Here is a 15874-nt window from a genome sequence, read left to right on the forward strand (position 1 = left end):
AGCCGTGGATTAAACAAGATCAAGGTAATTGAAGCCAAAGTCCAATGGGGCAATAGATAATTTTTCTGAACCTATTCCATCCCTCGCGTACTAAAGAAGCTATTCCCGAGCTCATCCATTTGTTGCCGATCCTTGCTTTGCAAGGCTATTGGTGCTTTTGCTTTTGTGCAGCGGGAATGATCGCAGTGGTTGGTCAAGTCTCAGCCACACGTGTTGCAACAGGTAGGAAAGAGAACGATGACAGAAGATTGGAATAATTTTATAGGGTGGCTGCAAGGCCATCAGGAAGTGTACAGCCTGATGTGCGTTGTGCTGTTGATCGCAGGCGCCTGGGTTGCGAACTGGATCGTCAAACATATCCTGGTGCGCGGTTTGCACAAGGTGTTACGTTCTGCCAATGTTGGACAGGCTATTGCAAGAAGCCGCGTGGTCGCTAGGCTCTCGAATATCGTCCCTGCCTTGATCATTTCGGTGGGCATCGCCTGGATTCCTGGGCTGCCGGAAGCGCTGGTGACGGTAGTGCGCAATGTGGCGCATGGTTTCATTGTACTGACGATAGGCCTGGCAATTGCTGGCATGCTGGATATTGTGAATGATGTCTGGCAACAGCGGCCAGACGCCCACCGCAAGCCGATCAAGGGGTATGTGCAGGTGGTGAAGCTGGTGATCTATATCATTGCAGCCATCTTGGTGGTCGCGACGCTGATGGATCGTTCCCCCGTGATTCTGTTATCCGGTATCGGCGCCATGGCAGCGGTGCTCATGCTGATTTTCCAGGATACCCTCTTGTCGCTGGTGGCCAGCGTGCAGATTACTTCCAATGACATTATCCGCGTGGGTGACTGGGTGGAGATGCCGCAGCTCAATGCGGATGGGGATGTGATCGATATTGCGCTGCATACGGTCAAGGTGCAGAACTGGGATAAGACCATCACGACAATTCCCACCAAGCGCTTTATCACCGATTCGTTCAAGAACTGGCGTGGCATGTTCGAGTCCGGGGGGCGCCGCATCAAGCGCAGTATTTTCATCGATCAGAACAGTATTCATTTCCTGACCAATGAAGAATTGGCGCATTTGCGCCAATTCAGTCTGCTGGATGATTATTTGAAAAAGAAGCAGGATGAGCTGGATGAGTGGAACAGGGCGTTGGGAGAGAAGGGCAAGCAGCCGATCAATACGCGCCGCGTGACCAATATCGGCACATTCCGTGCCTATGTCGAACAATATTTGAAAAACCACCCGCGTGTAAACCAGAACATGACCATGGTCGTACGCCAGCAGAACTTGTCAGCCGAGGGCATCCCGCTGGAAATATGGTGTTTTACCAATACGACGGTATGGGTGCAGTACGAGGCTATCCAGGCTGATATCTTCGACCATTTGTTGGCGATCCTGCCGGAGTTTGGCTTGCGTGTATTCCAGAATCCGAGCGGAGCGGATTTCCAGGCTTTGCGTCCATCACCCGCTCGATCCGGAGACAGTTGAGTCGGAGCCCAGCGCTCCTGTTTCTTCCAATCGTCCGCGGTAGAGCGCGGCAATCAAATCGGTCTGGGTCACGATGCCGACCAGTCGGCGTTCGTGATCCAATACTGGCACATGGTGGATGCCACGTTCGGACAACAGTGGGACAAGCTGCACGATATGTGTGTCCTCGCTGACAGTGAGGACTTTGCTGGTCATGATCTGCCCTACCACCTCCGGCTTGTCTGTCTCGACCAGGAAGGTGCGGCGGATGAATTTCCTGAGTTTTTCCTCAAACCCGGGGTAAGCTTCTAGGTTGGCATGCTTCATGAAATCAAAACGGGTGATGATGCCGATGACGCGGTGCGCGCGGTCTATCACCGGCAATGCCTTGATATGGTGGTTAAGCAATAACGGCCAGGCCTCCTCCAGAAGCGTGCCATATTCCACGCTGACCACATCCCGCGACATGATGTCGCCACAGGTGATTTCTCCAAAACGCCGCTTGTAGGCCTGCATCTCAGTGCGCAGCATAAGGTTTTCCAGATCGACCCGTGCAATATCCAGTACCTGGTTATATTCCCTGAGCACGGTATCTACGTCTGCGGTGGTGAAGCCTACGCGGTGGGCCGGACGCATATCTTTGGTCTGGTGTGTCGTTTCGGGCCTGGACTGATGGGGGTAGCGCCGGCGGCTAGCATTGTTGTAGACCAGGGCAACCACCAACAATACGCCTGAATTAATCGCGACGAGCAGCATGAAGTAAGCAGTATGTTCCAACGCCAGAGATCCCGACAATACGGCAGTCAGCGCCACGGCTCCCCCAGGTGGATGCAGGCAGCGCAATACGAACATGACACCGATGGCAACTGATACAGCGACTGCTGCTGCTATGGGAATGCTGGCTATCCAATGCAGGCTGGCGACGCCTACCAACGCTGAAAGCAGGTTGCCGCCGATGAGAGACCAGGGTTGAGCCAGTGGGCTTGCTGGGACGGCATAGAGCAATACCGCCGACGCCCCCAGCGGAGCCATCAGGAACGGCAGGCTTTCTGCGCCCAGTAGCCAGGCGCTCAGGAAACCGCTTGCCAACATGCCGAGCAGGGCGCCCAGGCAGGCGCGAAATTTCTCCTGATGGTTGACCGGGTTTTGTTGCGGTTTGAAGCCTTTGAGCCAGTTGAGTGTGGCAGACACAAGCAGGACCTTATGTAAAACAAGAGAATCTATCATCAAATCGCAGGAATGATCCGGAATGGGGATGATGGTTTTTTTTGATAAGATATATCACCCGCTTATTAACTGTTTTAGGTCGATTAATAGTAACTATCATGACAATATGACATTAAGTGAATTGAAGTTTATTGTGGCAGTGGCGAAAGAACGCAATTTCAGGCGTGCTGCAGAGAAATGCTTTGTGAGCCAGCCGGCCCTGAGCTTGGCAGTGAAAAAACTGGAAGAGGAGCTGGGTGTCACCATTTTCGAACGCAGCCACAGGGATGTAGCGACGACACCGATTGGAGAACAGATCATTGCTCAGGCAATCCGCACCTTGGAAGAGTCTGACCGCATCAAGGAAATTGCGCGCATGGGCAATAACCAGCTTGCTGGACCGTTTAAGCTAGGGGTGATTTACTCCACAGGGCCTTACTTGTTGCCCGAGATTATTCCCGCCCTGCGGCGCCTCGCACCGGAAATGCCCCTGGAAGTGGAAGAAAACCTGACTGCCAACCTGGAGACGCAATTGCGCAATCGGGTGATTGATGCTGCGATCATTGCCTTGCCTTTCGATGTTCCGGGCGTACGCTGCGAACCCTTGTACGATGAAAGTTTTGTCGTGGCCGTACCAGATATTCATCCTTGGGCGGAGCGCAAGGAGATTCGTGCGGAAGAATTGGCTGATGAGAAAGTCTTGTTGTTAAACAGCGGCCATTGTTTCAGCAACCAGGTAGTGCTGGCCTGTCCGGAACTCTCGCGTCACGGTGAGGTGCTCCAAGGAAACTCCCTTGAAACCATCCGCAATATGGTGGCTTCCAACTTGGGGATCACTGTCTTGCCATGCAGTGCGGCTGCAGGACGCTACCAGAACCCGCTGATCAGGACGATTCCATTTGCGGATCCGGTCCCTACGCGCCGCATAGCCTTGGCCTGGCGCAAAGGGTATACCCGGGAAAAAGCCATCGACTGCCTGTTGCAGGCAATCAGAGCCCTGCAGTCACCTTGCTTGCAAGCCATCACAGCATTCTGACATTGAGCATTCGAGGCACGGCAGACATGGCTGCGTGGTCAAGAGCAGTAACAGCCGGTGCGGAAATGGAAAAAGCAAAAGGGGCCTGGCGGCCCCTTACGTACGGAGATGAGCAACAGCTTAGCGGTTGCAGACGTACATTGTTACTTCAAAACCAAAACGCATTTCGGTGACTTCTGGCTTGGTCCACATGATCAATCTCCTTTTAAGGTGGGTAGAGGCTGCACAATCAGTACCGCGCAATCCATGGTTCCCATCATATAGCCCGAGCTTGCTCATGCCATGCGCAGCATCATGATCTGCGCCTCATGATTTTCATTAGTATGTGCAAAGTCGGAGGGAGAATGGGCTCGAAAAACCAAGTATGCATGTTATACAGCCACAATATAGAGGCGCCCTTGAACAACCGCGGCATCAGTAAGTGACAAATACGCGGTAGCCTGAAACAGTTTCGCCGCTGGTGGAGAATGCCAGGTTGATCTGGATTTCGCCGTGGGCGGGCAGGCCTGCCTGGATATCCAGGCCAGAGGGCAGGTATTCCTCTGGGCTGAATATGCGGCGTAGCTTGGGCTGGTCCTCGTCGTCCGTCAGCGTCAGTTCTAGCATGGGGTACGCCTGGGCGTAGTTGGCGTTGTTGATTAGCTTGGTCGAAAGCTGGATGACGTCGGGATGCTCGAAATCCTCTTGCAAATCGGAGTCGTCGAGCGCCAGCATTTCTGCATTGCGTGGCAATGATACCGTGCATCCTAGCCACTGGCAGGCAGATTCCAGAGCCGGCCGGCTCGACGGCCAGTATCCTGCCAGCTGGGTACGGAAGAAATAGATGGATTGCCCAAATAGCATCAGCAGGAGCAGCAGGCTGATTGGCACCGTCAGCCAGAGGGAGACACGTCGTTGACGCGCCGGTTTTTCCGGGGTGAGAAAGCTGGCGGCGACGGGCTGCCCATCAGTGTCAGGAGCTTCCGCAATCTGCTCTTCTGCGTGATGTTCGCTGGATGCGGTGCTTGGCTCTGTTTCAGTATCTATCGATTCCCCGTGGTCGATTTCAATAGTACCTGTCGGCTCTACTTCAGGAATAGTTGTTGGTTCCTCGATCGGCGTGATCTCTTCTGGCGCTGGTGAATCCGCTGTTTCGCTATCTGTGTCGCCGGAGATGAAGTGCGTCGCCGGAGGCAGGGCAGGGCTTGCCTCTTCCGCCTCAGGTGGTATGTGATCGGAAAAGGGTTCCTCGCTTGCGTCGCTGGGCGGCAAGGGTGCCAGGGTTTGTGGCTCCAGAATCTCGTAAATCCGCGAGCCGGCATTGAAGAGATGCTGGCATTGACCGCAACGCAGGTCGCCGCCATGGGCCGCCAGTTGTTCCGGCTTGACGTGGAACCGGGTGTCGCACGCTGGGCAGGAGGTCACTAGCCGCATATCAGGTGTTCACCTTCTGCTTCCTGTGAGCAGCACCCAGCTATCCATGAACACCGGCGCATCCATCTCGAACCATTCCTGGTAAATGGCACTGACCTGATCGGCTTGTTCGCGAAGGATGCCAGAAAGTGCAATCCTGCCGCCGGATCGTGCGGCCCGCGCCAATGCCGGCGCAAGGACGGAAAGGGCACTGGAAAGGATGTTGGCCACGACGATGTCAAACTGTCCGCCAGGCAGGTCGCTGGCCAGATAGAAGCTGGCATCCACCTGGTTCTGGTCCGCGTTGTAGACGCTGGATTGAATGGCCTGAGCATCAATGTCTACGCCGACGACCTTGCCGGCCCCCAGTTTTCGTGCTGCGATGGCGAGAATGCCGGAACCGCAGCCGTAATCCAGCACACTCGTGTCCGGCTTCACTGTGTCGGCAAGCCAGCTGAGGCATAAGTGGGTGGTCGGGTGGCTGCCAGTGCCAAACGCCAGGCCGGGATCCAGCACAATGTTGAGGCCATCCGGGTTAGGTGCATCATGCCAGGAAGGCACGATCCATAAATCATCCCGGATACGGATGGGCTCGAATTGCGACTGGGTCGCGCGCACCCAGTCCTGTTCGGCAATCGTTTCCGTGCTGTAACGGAAATCGGTAATGCCTGTGGCAGCACTCAGTTCCTCCAGCAGGGAGTCCAGGTCTGCGCTCTCATCCAGTAGTGCAGTGACGACATTCTGCTGCCAGATGCCAGGAGGTGGGTCGCCCGGTTCGCCGAAAATTGGCTGTTCGTCCGGTGTTTCGGCATTGGCATCCTCTATGCTTGCAGAGAGTGCGCCGAGCTCCATCAGGGTGTCGCTGAGGAGCTCGGCGTTGTCATCCCGGGCGTCTATTCTGAGTGAAATCCAGGCCATTACTTACTTGCTATACCCAGTTTTTGTTCCAGATAGTGGATGCTGGTGCCGCCTTGATGGAATGCTGTATCGGCAAGCAGTTCCTTGTGCAGGGCCACATTGGTTTTGATGCCTTCGATCACCATTTCCGATAAGGCGATCTGCATGCGTGCAATGGCCTGTTCACGCGTGTCGCCATAGGCGATCAGTTTGCCGATCATGGAGTCGTAGTTGGGTGGCACCATATAGCCTTGATACGCATGGGTGTCGACGCGGATGCCGGGGCCGCCGGGCATATGAAAGGTCGTGATGCGGCCGGGAGACGGCACGAAGTTGAAAGGGTCTTCCGCATTGATACGACACTCGATCGAGTGGCCGGTGATCTTGACATCCTTCTGCTTGATGCCGAGCTTTTTATTGGCTGCAATCAGAATTTGTTGCTGGACGATATCAATGCCGGTGACCATTTCCGTGACGGGATGCTCTACCTGCACGCGCGTGTTCATTTCGATGAAATAAAACTCGCCGTTTTCGTAAAGGAATTCGAAAGTGCCGGCGCCGCGGTAGTTGATGCGTTTGCAGGCCTCGGCACAGGCGGTGCCGATCTTCTCGCGCAATTGCGGCGAGATGCCGAAAGCAGGCGCCTCCTCCAGCACCTTTTGGTGGCGGCGTTGCATTGAGCAGTCGCGTTCACCCAGGTATATGGCGTTGCCATGCTGGTCTGCCAGTATCTGGATCTCGATATGGCGCGGCTGTTCAAGGAACTTCTCCATGTAGACCATGGGGTTGCCGAATGCGGCCTGGGCTTCCGCCTTGGTCATGCTGACGGCGTTGAGCAGTGCGGCTTCTGTATGCACCACACGCATGCCGCGGCCACCACCACCACCGGCTGCCTTGATGATGACGGGATAACCAATATCCTTGGCGATACGCAGGATTTCATCGTTATCGTCGCCCAAGGCCCCTTCGGAGCCGGGAACGCAGGGCACTCCTGCGGCTTTCATGGTGTCCTTGGCACTGACTTTATCGCCCATGAGGCGGATGGTCTCGGCGCGCGGACCGATGAATGTGAAGCCGCTCTGCTCTACGCGTTCTGCAAAATCGGCATTTTCGGAGAGAAAACCATAGCCAGGATGGATGGCTTCCGCATCCGTGACCTCAGCTGCACTGATGACGGCAGGAATGTTGAGATAGCTTTGGCTGGAAGGCGCTGGGCCGATGCATACGGATTCGTCGGCAAGCTTGACGTACTTGGCTTCGCGGTCAGCCTCTGAGTGGACGGCGACCGTTTTGATGCCAAGCTCTCGGCAGGCACGCTGAATGCGCAGCGCAATCTCGCCACGGTTGGCAATAAGGACTTTATCGAACATGAGGATATTTCCTAACCGATGATGAACAGCGGTTCACCATATTCAACGGGCTGGCCGTTCTCGACCAGAATTGCCTTGATCACGCCGGCCTTGTCTGCCTCGATTTCATTGAGGAGCTTCATCGCCTCGATGATGCAGAGGGTGTCGCCGGCGTTGACGGTACTGCCGACATCAACAAACGCCTTGGCATCTGGAGATGGCGCACGATAGAAAGTGCCTACCATGGGCGATTTCACCACATGGCCTTCGATAGCAGGAGCAGTGGCGGCCTCGGCAGCTGGTGCGGCAGGGGCTGCCTGGGGAGCGGCAGGCGCGGCAATGTAAGGCTGGGCAAATTGGACTGGCGCCTGGTTGTTGGGCAGGTGGCGCGAAATGCGCACTTTCTCCTCGCCTTCGGTGAGTTCCAGCTCGGATATGCCGGACTCTTCGACCAGGTCGATCAGTTTTTTCAGTTTGCGTAAATCCATGGTTAACCTCTAAGAAGTGTAAAGGGTGCCGGTCAGGCACGGCTAATGTGGTGGATGGCGTAGTCCAGCGCCATTAAATATCCACGTGCGCCCAGGCCGCTGATCACGCCGACTGCCAGGTCGGAGAAATACGAATGATGCCTGAAGGATTCGCGTGCGTAGATATTGGAAAGATGGACTTCAATGAATGGGATTTTTACCGCGGACAATGCATCGCGCAAAGCCACGGAAGTATGGGTGAAAGCTGCCGGATTGATGATGATGAAATCCACTGGGGCATGCGCCAGTGCATGGATTTTTTCCATCAATGCCGCTTCATGGTTGCTCTGGAAGGTTTCAATGGCGATCCCCGCGCTGTCAGCATGATGCTTGAGCTGGTGGTTAATGCTTTCCAGTGTGTCCGAACCGTAATGGGTGGGTTCACGCAATCCCAGCAGATTGAGGTTGGGTCCGTGTAATACCAGTACGGTGTTGGAGGAGGGTTGGGCCATGAATGGGGGCGGTTTTGGCCGCCATGCAACTTTGATGGCTGCAAGTTTGCCGTAATTTGGGGTATTTTGTCTAGAGAATTGACGAAATTTAGCGAAATTGCTCGATATTGTTCAGCTTGGGAATTTGGCTCATGAATCAAGTGCGGGCTGCAATGTTTCTAGCAAAAGCACCTTGGTGACACGACCAAAATAACTCTTGAGGATTTTACCATCGGGACCGATGATCACGGTATGTGGAACCACACTATTCAGGTTACCGAGCGAAGCACTGAGAGTCATACCTTCATCCTCTGCGGACAATAAAGGATAGGGTACGGGCGTGTCTTGGGCAAAAACCTGCATTTTCTCCACGCTATCCAGGGAGATGCCAAGTACGACCAGCTTGCCCGCGTACTCACGTGCCAGCTCCGCGAGCTCTGGCATTTCCTCGCGACAGGGTGCGCACCAGGTCGCCCAGAAATTCACGATCAGTAGCTGTCCCTGCCACTGTGATAACGGCTGCTCCATGCCCTGGAGATCCGATGCATGAGCGGCAAAGAATGGCGTGGTGGAGGCAAATGTCTCGACGGGATGTGCCAAGCGAGGTTTGCTGGCATATTGCTGGATAAGCAGGATGGAGGCTGCCAGCGCCAATGCCAACATGAAAAATCCGCGCTTGCTCAAGCCCTTCTTATTGGATCGTGTCATTGGCCGATTTTACCCTATTCAATGTCTGGAGGAATTGATTGCTGTTTTGATAGCCGATGACCCGGTGATGCGTCATTTCCTGCCCTTTTCCGTCAAAGAAAATGATGCCGGGCGGACCAAACAGGCCGAAATGCTTGAGCAGCGCCTGGTCTTCGGCATCATTGACAGTCACATCTGCCTGCAGGAGGACGAATGCCTGCAAGTGGGCGCGTACATCGGCATCGCGGAAGGTGAAGTGCTCCATTTCCTTGCAAGCGGCGCACCAGTCGGCGTAAAAATCCAGCAACACCGGCTTGCCTGGATGCTGGCTTAGTGCTTGCTCCAGGTCGCTTACCTGCTTGATGCGCTGGAACGGCAGGCTGGTGTCGGGGCCAGCCTGGCCCAGTGCCAGTCTTTCCAACGGCTGCAGGGGAGACTTGGCGCCCGAGGCTGCACCAATGACCAAGGTGGCGCCCGCCAGCAGCATGATGATGGCAATCCCCTTCCAGAAACGTTGCCAGGCCGTGGCAGCCTCGTGGAGACGGTCGAGCGCACGCATGAAAATGGCCGGCACGATGAGCAGCGCAGCCCAGAGCAAGAGCTGGAGGCTGGTGGGCAGCAGTGGGGATACAATCCAGAGGGCGACAGCCAGCATGAAGACGCCAAACGCCTGGCGTATCGCGATCATCCACGGCCCGGCCTTGGGCAAGACGGCTCCCGCCGATGCCCCCACCAATAGGAGTGGCATACCCATGCCCATGGATAAGGCAAACAAGGCAGTGGCGCCTAGGGCAACATCCTGCGTCTGCCCGACGTAAAGCAGGGCGCCCGCCAGCGGAGCCGCGACGCAGGGACTCACAATCAGTGCGGAAAGCACGCCCATGGCAAATACACCGATCAGGTGGCCCCCCGGCAGACGGTTGCTGGCATTCACCAAGCGGTGCTCGAGCATGGCCGGCAATTTCAGCTCGTACAGGCCGAACATGGAAAGGGCCAACAAGATGAACACCAGTGCACTTGCGCCCAGTACCCAGGCATTCTGCAAGGTCGCGCTCAGCAGCTGCCCGGAAAGCCCGGCAGCTACGCCTGCGGCGGTATAGCTCAATGCCATGCCCAATGTATATGCCAGGGAAAGCCAGAAAGCATATAAGCGATGTTTGCGTTGGCTGCCGACGATGATGCCGGAAAGGATAGGGATCATGGGAAGCACGCATGGGGTGAGCGATAGCAATAGGCCGAACCCGAAAAAACCCGCGACAATCAGCCAGAATTGACCACTTGCGAGCAGGCTGGCAGCACGATCATGCTCAGCCTGTGGTGCTGGAATGGAACCTGGGCCGGCATGCGTGGTCGCAAGCAGGGAGTCCAGCGCAATGGTCTGATGCACAGGCGGGTAGCACAGGCCTTTTTCACTGCAGCCTTGATAGGTGGCCTTGAGGATGAGGTTACTGCTCAAGGTGGCGGCAGGCGTCATGCGCATATCTGCGGTAAAGTCGCGGTGGAACACTTCGGTGCGACCAAAGGTGGGATCCTGTTTCCATTCGCCTTGCGGCAGGTTGAGATCACTGACACTATGCCCGGCAGGCTCCAGCTCGAACTTGATTCTGTCCTTGTATAGGTAATGCCCGGGCGCTATCTTGAATGCTGCCTGTAGTCGGCTGGCGTCAATGAATTCGACCTGGAGCTTGAAAGCTTGCTCTGGTGGCAGAATATGATCGGTATCGGTTCCCAGGAATGCATTGCGTCCCTGATTCAGCCAGTCGCTTAACTGACTGCCGGGTGCGGCCTGCACGATGCTGGTTGTGAGCGGCATCGTGAAGAGCAGCAGGATGGATGTCAGCATGCAAGCCAGCTGGCGCGGTAATGCAGATTTCAATCCCGGGTTTCCTCGTGTAGCCATGTAAGATAGGCAGGCAAACCGCCCGTGACTGGGACATGGATGATCTCGGGAAGTTCGTATGGATGCAGCTCACGAATGACTTGCTCTAGCTGGGGGTAGCGCAGGCTGGTGGTTTTGATGAGCAAGGGTATTTCCGTTGCGGTTTCCATCTTGCCCTGCCACTGATAAACCGACTGGCACGGGGCGAGCAGGTTGACGCAGGCAGCCAGTTTCCGGCTGATGAGCTCACGCGCAATGTTTGCGGCACTATGCTGGTCTGGCAGGTTGGTCAGTACCAGGATGGCGTCGCTGTTTTCTATGATTGGAGATTGATTTTTCATGCGTTTTCTTTTCCTCTTGCTGATTTTACTCGCATTCCCGATTGCTGAGGTATGGGTGTTGGTGGAGTTGGCAGCAAGGTATGGCTGGCTGGTGCTGGCCTATTTGATATTAGTGGGCATGCTGGGATGGCGACTCATCCAGGACGAAAAGCTCATGATGATGGGGCGTATGGTGCAAACCTTGCAGGCTGGCGGCACTCCGCTGCGTGCCATTTTCGGCAGCGCGAAGAATATGCTGGCAGGCATGCTGCTCATCATGCCGGGGGTAATCAGTGACGCCATTGCCGTCGTCCTGCTCCTGCTGCCTGGCGGGAGCAAGCTTCACGAAGCCGCCAATGATGATATCGTTTCACGTGAAACCAGTAGCCAGAGTCAACGTCAGGAGACACACAGGCCCCCGGGCCGGGGTGATGTGATCGAAGGGGAGTACCGGCGCGAGGATTAGCGCTATGCTAGACTTGCGGATTTTTCCGGCCTGTTGGGGCTGTGCATAAGTCGGGGATATCTCCATGTCTTTTCAAGTCATTATCAAGCCTAGTGATCGCACGTTCATTGTCGAGGATGACGATACCGTGCTGGATGCCGCGATTGAGGCGGGAATCAATCTTCCTTATGGTTGCCGCAATGGCACTTGTGGTGCTTGCAAGGGTCAGTTGCTGGCCGGTGATGTCGAGTATGGTGAATATTTCGACAGTGCATTGAGCGAGCTCGAGAAGAAAACTGGCAAGGCGCTGTTTTGCTGTGCCCGGCCCTTGGCCGACTTGGTGATCGAATGCCGGGAGGTGGTCGGGGAAGGCATTCCGCCCCGTATCATGCCTGTACGTGTGGAGAAGCTCGAAAAGCTTTCTCACGATGTCATGGGTATGACACTGAAGTTGCCGAGCCACGAGCGCATGCAGTTTATGGCGGGTCAATATATCGAATTCCTGCTCAATGATGGCAGGCGCCGTGCATTCTCACTTGCCAGTGCGCCGCATCAAGACCGTTTTCTCGAGCTACATATGCGCCTCGTGCCCGGCGGCCAGTTCACGCAGTATGTATTCAATGAAATGCAGGAAAAAACCATCCTGCGCATCGAAGGGCCATTCGGGACGTTCTTCCTGCGGGAGGATAGTCTGCGACCTGTCATTCTGGTGGCCGGGGGCACGGGATTCGCCCCAGTAAAAGGCATTGTCGAACATGCCTTGCAGCAGGGCATGAAGCGCCCGATGACGCTGTACTGGGGTGCCAGGACTCGTGCAGACCTTTATCTCGACGCCTTGCCGCGGCGGTGGCAGGAAGAGCATCCCTGGTTCCGTTATATCCCGGTGTTGTCGGATCCCGTGCCGGAAGATGCATGGCAAGGCCGTACCGGGCTGGTGCACCAGGCGGTGCTGGAGGATCACCCCGATATGCAGGCTTACCAGGTGTATTGCTGTGGCGCCCCGCAGATGGTGGAGGTCGCGCACCGGGATTTCCAGGCTCATGGACTGCCGGAGCAGGAATTCTTTTCCGATGCCTTCACGTTTGCCAATCCCGGGGCAAAGGCTGCTATCTAGGTCTGGCACCGGGTGAGGCGGTGGTCCCTCATGGGGATTGTTCCGCTTGCTTTATTTTTCATCCCGGCAGAACTGCACGCTGAGCCGGTAGTGATGATTGGCCGCATCGGTTTCGCCGCGGCTTTCCAACAAGTGCGCCAGGGCGAGATGCGCCGCAGCGGAAGCTTGCACGCTGATACTGGCTTCCAGATAACTTTGCGCCTTGCCCCACAGGCCCAGGCGGACGCACATCTTGCCCAGTGACAACAGGAGCTGGGCATCTTGCTCGTGGCTGAGCAGCCAATGCTCTGCCTGCTGCAACTGCTTGTGGGGATTGGTGCTCGCACAGTCGCCCAGCTTGCCGGCAAGCTCGCTGTCCCAGGTTTTGGTCAGGCTCATCTCGATGACTTCCTGTGCCTGGTTGCCTGCGTTCAGCTTGATCAGGGCTTCGGCCATGATGTTGGCGATGCGCGTATTGAGCTTGTCATCTTCCGGCACTTTTTTCCAATAGGCCATGAGGGCATTCAAATCTTTGCTGTAACGCGCGATCAAATGCTGGTGGGCCTGGTGGCGGATTTCCCGCACCTGCCAGCTTTCCATGCCGTCATGCTTCTCAAGTTGCTGCAGCAAAGTCAGGACCTGTTCCCAATTGTTGAGGCGTAGCTGTACTTTCAATTCGAGCCGCATGGCGGGTACGAATCTGGGCTCGATCTTTTCGATTTTATGCAGCACGTCCAGGGCCTGGCTGTACAGGCGGTCATCCAGCAGGAGTTCTGCTTGCATCAACAGCCTGGCCACCGCAGCTTCGGGAGCCAGGCGCTCGGCCTCTGCCAGATAGTAGTCGCGTTGGCCTTTCTGCTTGAGCTTGTGCGAGGCGCGGGCCGCCAGCAGGGCTGTCAGGCTGGGATCCTCACCGTAATCGAGCGCCTTGGATGCTGCTTTCAGGGCAAGCTGGTAGCGGCCCTGGCTCATGGCATGCAAGGCTTCGAGCAGGGCGGCATGACCAAGCCGTATGCGGCGGTTTTCCTTGTAGGCGCGAACATTGGCAGGCAAGTCGCGCGCGTAATGGATGAAGCGGAGCAGCAGGTGGAGCGAAACGAATGCCAGCACGATCAGGATGAGTAGCAGGTTGAGCGACAGTTCCAGGCGGTAGGGCGGACGCACGATCAGCACATACCCTTCGTTGTTCCCCGCCAGCAGTGATACGCCGATGGCAAGCGCCAGTATGAACAGTATCCAGATCAGTACACGCACTATTGACCTCGTTCCAGGTTGGCTCTATCCGCAGTACGCTCGGAGTTGTTGGTGCGCTCCAGCGTCAGCTTGTATTTGCTGGCCAGGCCCAGCGTTTCTGAAAGGTCGGGCAATTGGATGACGATGGTGCTGGCTGAAAGCTCTTTCAGTGTATCAAGCGCGGCAATGGTGCTTTGTTCGCGCAGGTCGAAATAGCTTTTGATCCAGTGTTCTGCTTGGTGCAGGTCGGCACGGTAAGCGTTTTCGTCGCGCTGAAGCAGAGCAGTCCTAGCGGTCAGAAGGTGCAGCTTGAGGTTCTCGCGCAGGAAAAAGGTCTGGTCAGGGGCCAGTAAAGGTGGCTCCGGCCGGTCAACGCGCTCCAGACGGATCATATCCTTGAGGTCATCCCATATTTCGCGCAGCAGCTTGCGGAATTGGTTTTCCTCAGCCATGGTGGCTGTTGGCGTCGTTGTCTTCGGATGCCGTTCGCTCACCAAGGGAAGCGTGTCTATGCTCTCCATGAGGTTTTCCAGCTTGAGACTGATGCCGATAGTATCGACCTGCGGCAACTCCTGCAGCCGTTGGATATCCTTGGCAATGGCTTTGCGCAATTGGACGGCGGGTACACTATCCATTTGCTGCAGGCGGGAATCTGCCGTTTGCAGCGCCAACAAGGCCGGTTTGATATTGCCTGCAAGTTGCAGTTGTTGGTTGGCGATCACCAGTAACTGCTCGACTTCTGCAATGAGGCGCTCGTCATGATTGTTGACGAGTTCCATGTATAAGGTTTGCAATGCTTCCTGTTGGTCGCGGGATTCCGCGAGCTGCTGCTCCAGGCGGATGATGCGTCCATTGGCTTCGGCACTGCGCTCGTCAGCATTCTTGGCCAAGGCCAGGCTCTGCTGGTTGGTCACGTTGAACTGTTCGAGTCGCTGGGTCAGTGTCTGCTCGAGCGCATTGAACCGGTGGCGCGTGCTCAGCCACTGCCAGGAGGTCAAGGCAATCGCCCCGACCGCCAATATCAGGGCGAGCCAGGCCAGGAACGAAGGTTTGCTGGCCGTACTGGCCTGTGCAAGAGGTGTCTGGGCTTCAGGTGTGTGTTGTTCAGTCATGGTTTACTTTACTTAAGCATTGCATCATGGCGTCATCCCCAGGTGCTGACGCAATCAGGACACGCAGGCCCAGGCTGGATGGCAGTTCGGCGATGCGGGCATGGTTGACGCAGATTGTGATGTCACGCAGCCATTCTGCTGTGCCACTGCCGGTCATGGCAAGCAGGTTTCGCATTGCCTCGCTACTGGTGACCACAATGGTGTCCAGTTGCCCATTGTGCCATAGCGACTGCAATTTTCCTGCATCTGCCTGCGGGTTGATGCGTCGATAGCATTCTGCAAACCTGACTTCGGCGCCACGGTCACGCAAGGTATCGGCCATCAGTTCGCGGCCCCCGACCCCGCGCACGATCATGATGCGTAGGCCCTTGACCGCCTGCATTTGGGGCAGGGCGAGCAGGGATTCGCTATCAAAACGATGCTCGGGTTGTAGCACATTGGTGATGCCATACTGCATCAGCTGGCTGGCAGTGACCGGCCCGATTGCGGCGAACTGTGGCTTGGCTGGCGGCCATTGGGGCAATTTTGCCTGCAGCCTTGACATGGCATGCTGGACAGCGTTAGAGCTGATGAAGATCAGCCAGTCTTGCATGGTCACCTCATCCAGGGTTTGCTCGAAGCTGCTGTAATCCTGCAGCGGGGCAATGGCAATCAGCGGAAAGCCGATGGCATGCCCGCCAGCGGCTTCGATCATGCTGGTCAAGCGGGTGGCCTGGTCGAGTGGCCGTGTGATTGCAATATGGCGGCCTGTTAAATTAACCATATGCCAAGATTACCCAATGAAATCAGCCATGCGGGAG

General features: G+C 56.1%; 17 protein-coding genes. 4 read left to right on the forward strand and 13 right to left on the reverse strand.

Annotation, left to right across the window (positions count from 1 at the left end):
* Positions 1-237: 237 nt before the first annotated feature.
* Complete coding sequence (locus tag MFLA_RS00090) at positions 238-1488, forward strand: mechanosensitive ion channel family protein (protein ID WP_011478386.1); 1251 nt, start codon at positions 238-240, stop codon at positions 1486-1488.
* Here the strand turns inward: MFLA_RS00090 and MFLA_RS00095 are convergent.
* On the reverse strand, positions 1462-2658 hold the full coding sequence (locus tag MFLA_RS00095; RefSeq protein ID WP_229407074.1) for an HPP family protein: 1197 nt from the start codon (positions 2656-2658) through the stop codon (positions 1462-1464). The genes MFLA_RS00090 and MFLA_RS00095 overlap by 27 nt on opposite strands.
* A gap of 142 nt (positions 2659-2800) precedes the next feature.
* Between MFLA_RS00095 and MFLA_RS00100 the strand changes: the two genes are divergently transcribed.
* Positions 2801-3709, forward strand: coding sequence for a hydrogen peroxide-inducible genes activator (locus tag MFLA_RS00100; protein WP_048811455.1), 909 nt, complete (start codon positions 2801-2803; stop codon positions 3707-3709).
* Between the two features lie 120 nt (positions 3710-3829).
* Here MFLA_RS00100 and pqqA read toward each other — a convergent pair whose 3' ends face one another.
* The 9 genes from pqqA to cutA all read right to left on the reverse strand — a co-directional run bounded on the left by pqqA (position 3830) and on the right by cutA (position 11212).
* Positions 3830-3901: a pyrroloquinoline quinone precursor peptide PqqA gene (gene pqqA / locus MFLA_RS14980; protein WP_081774944.1), complete on the reverse strand. Its 72-nt coding sequence runs from the start codon at positions 3899-3901 to the stop codon at positions 3830-3832.
* 222 nt (positions 3902-4123) lie between these two features.
* On the reverse strand, positions 4124-5122 hold the full coding sequence (locus tag MFLA_RS00105; RefSeq protein ID WP_011478390.1) for a zinc-ribbon and DUF3426 domain-containing protein: 999 nt from the start codon (positions 5120-5122) through the stop codon (positions 4124-4126).
* A 9-nt stretch (positions 5123-5131) separates the two neighbouring features.
* Complete coding sequence (prmA, locus tag MFLA_RS00110) at positions 5132-6019, reverse strand: 50S ribosomal protein L11 methyltransferase (RefSeq protein ID WP_011478391.1); 888 nt, start codon at positions 6017-6019, stop codon at positions 5132-5134.
* Positions 6019-7368 carry an acetyl-CoA carboxylase biotin carboxylase subunit gene (accC, locus tag MFLA_RS00115; RefSeq protein ID WP_011478392.1) on the reverse strand — a complete coding sequence of 450 codons (1350 nt, stop codon included), beginning with the start codon at positions 7366-7368 and terminating at the stop codon, positions 6019-6021. The genes prmA and accC overlap by 1 nt, the downstream gene beginning before the upstream one ends.
* A gap of 11 nt (positions 7369-7379) precedes the next feature.
* Positions 7380-7835, reverse strand: coding sequence for an acetyl-CoA carboxylase biotin carboxyl carrier protein (accB, locus tag MFLA_RS00120; RefSeq protein WP_011478393.1), 456 nt, complete (start codon positions 7833-7835; stop codon positions 7380-7382).
* Positions 7836-7867: 32 nt separating this feature from the next.
* Positions 7868-8326: a type II 3-dehydroquinate dehydratase gene (aroQ, locus tag MFLA_RS00125; RefSeq protein ID WP_011478394.1), complete on the reverse strand. Its 459-nt coding sequence runs from the start codon at positions 8324-8326 to the stop codon at positions 7868-7870.
* A gap of 129 nt (positions 8327-8455) precedes the next feature.
* The gene (locus MFLA_RS00130) at positions 8456-9013 is read right to left on the reverse strand and encodes a TlpA family protein disulfide reductase (RefSeq protein ID WP_011478395.1); all 558 of its coding nucleotides are present in this window, start codon (positions 9011-9013) and stop codon (positions 8456-8458) included.
* Positions 8997-10868 (reverse strand): protein-disulfide reductase DsbD, encoded by a 1872-nt coding sequence (gene dsbD, locus MFLA_RS00135; RefSeq protein WP_011478396.1) that lies wholly within the window; start codon positions 10866-10868, stop codon positions 8997-8999. Before dsbD ends, MFLA_RS00130 begins: the two co-directional genes overlap by 17 nt.
* Positions 10865-11212 carry a divalent-cation tolerance protein CutA gene (cutA, locus tag MFLA_RS00140; RefSeq protein ID WP_011478397.1) on the reverse strand — a complete coding sequence of 116 codons (348 nt, stop codon included), beginning with the start codon at positions 11210-11212 and terminating at the stop codon, positions 10865-10867. The genes dsbD and cutA overlap by 4 nt, the downstream gene beginning before the upstream one ends.
* Between cutA and MFLA_RS00145 the strand changes: the two genes are divergently transcribed.
* Both MFLA_RS00145 and MFLA_RS00150 read left to right on the forward strand, forming a co-directional pair.
* Positions 11211-11657 carry an FxsA family protein gene (locus tag MFLA_RS00145; protein ID WP_048811457.1) on the forward strand — a complete coding sequence of 149 codons (447 nt, stop codon included), beginning with the start codon at positions 11211-11213 and terminating at the stop codon, positions 11655-11657. The two genes, cutA and MFLA_RS00145, sit on opposite strands and share 2 nt — an antisense overlap.
* Before the next feature lie 64 nt (positions 11658-11721).
* Positions 11722-12750: a CDP-6-deoxy-delta-3,4-glucoseen reductase gene (locus MFLA_RS00150; protein WP_011478399.1), complete on the forward strand. Its 1029-nt coding sequence runs from the start codon at positions 11722-11724 to the stop codon at positions 12748-12750.
* 51 nt (positions 12751-12801) lie between these two features.
* On the opposite strand, the gene MFLA_RS00155 is transcribed toward MFLA_RS00150, so the two are convergent.
* Genes MFLA_RS00155 through MFLA_RS00165 form a run of 3 tightly spaced genes read right to left on the reverse strand, consistent with a single transcriptional unit; the run spans position 12802 to position 15837 of the window.
* Positions 12802-13983, reverse strand: a complete 1182-nt coding sequence (locus MFLA_RS00155; RefSeq protein WP_011478400.1) for a heme biosynthesis HemY N-terminal domain-containing protein — start codon at positions 13981-13983, stop codon at positions 12802-12804.
* The gene (locus MFLA_RS00160) at positions 13983-15074 is read right to left on the reverse strand and encodes a uroporphyrinogen-III C-methyltransferase (protein ID WP_011478401.1); all 1092 of its coding nucleotides are present in this window, start codon (positions 15072-15074) and stop codon (positions 13983-13985) included. Before MFLA_RS00160 ends, MFLA_RS00155 begins: the two co-directional genes overlap by 1 nt.
* Positions 15067-15837, reverse strand: a complete 771-nt coding sequence (locus MFLA_RS00165; protein WP_011478402.1) for a uroporphyrinogen-III synthase — start codon at positions 15835-15837, stop codon at positions 15067-15069. The genes MFLA_RS00160 and MFLA_RS00165 overlap by 8 nt, the downstream gene beginning before the upstream one ends.
* Positions 15838-15874: the final 37 nt, after the last annotated feature.

This window comes from Methylobacillus flagellatus KT, from assembly GCF_000013705.1.
Lineage (GTDB): Bacteria > Pseudomonadota > Gammaproteobacteria > Burkholderiales > Methylophilaceae > Methylobacillus > Methylobacillus flagellatus.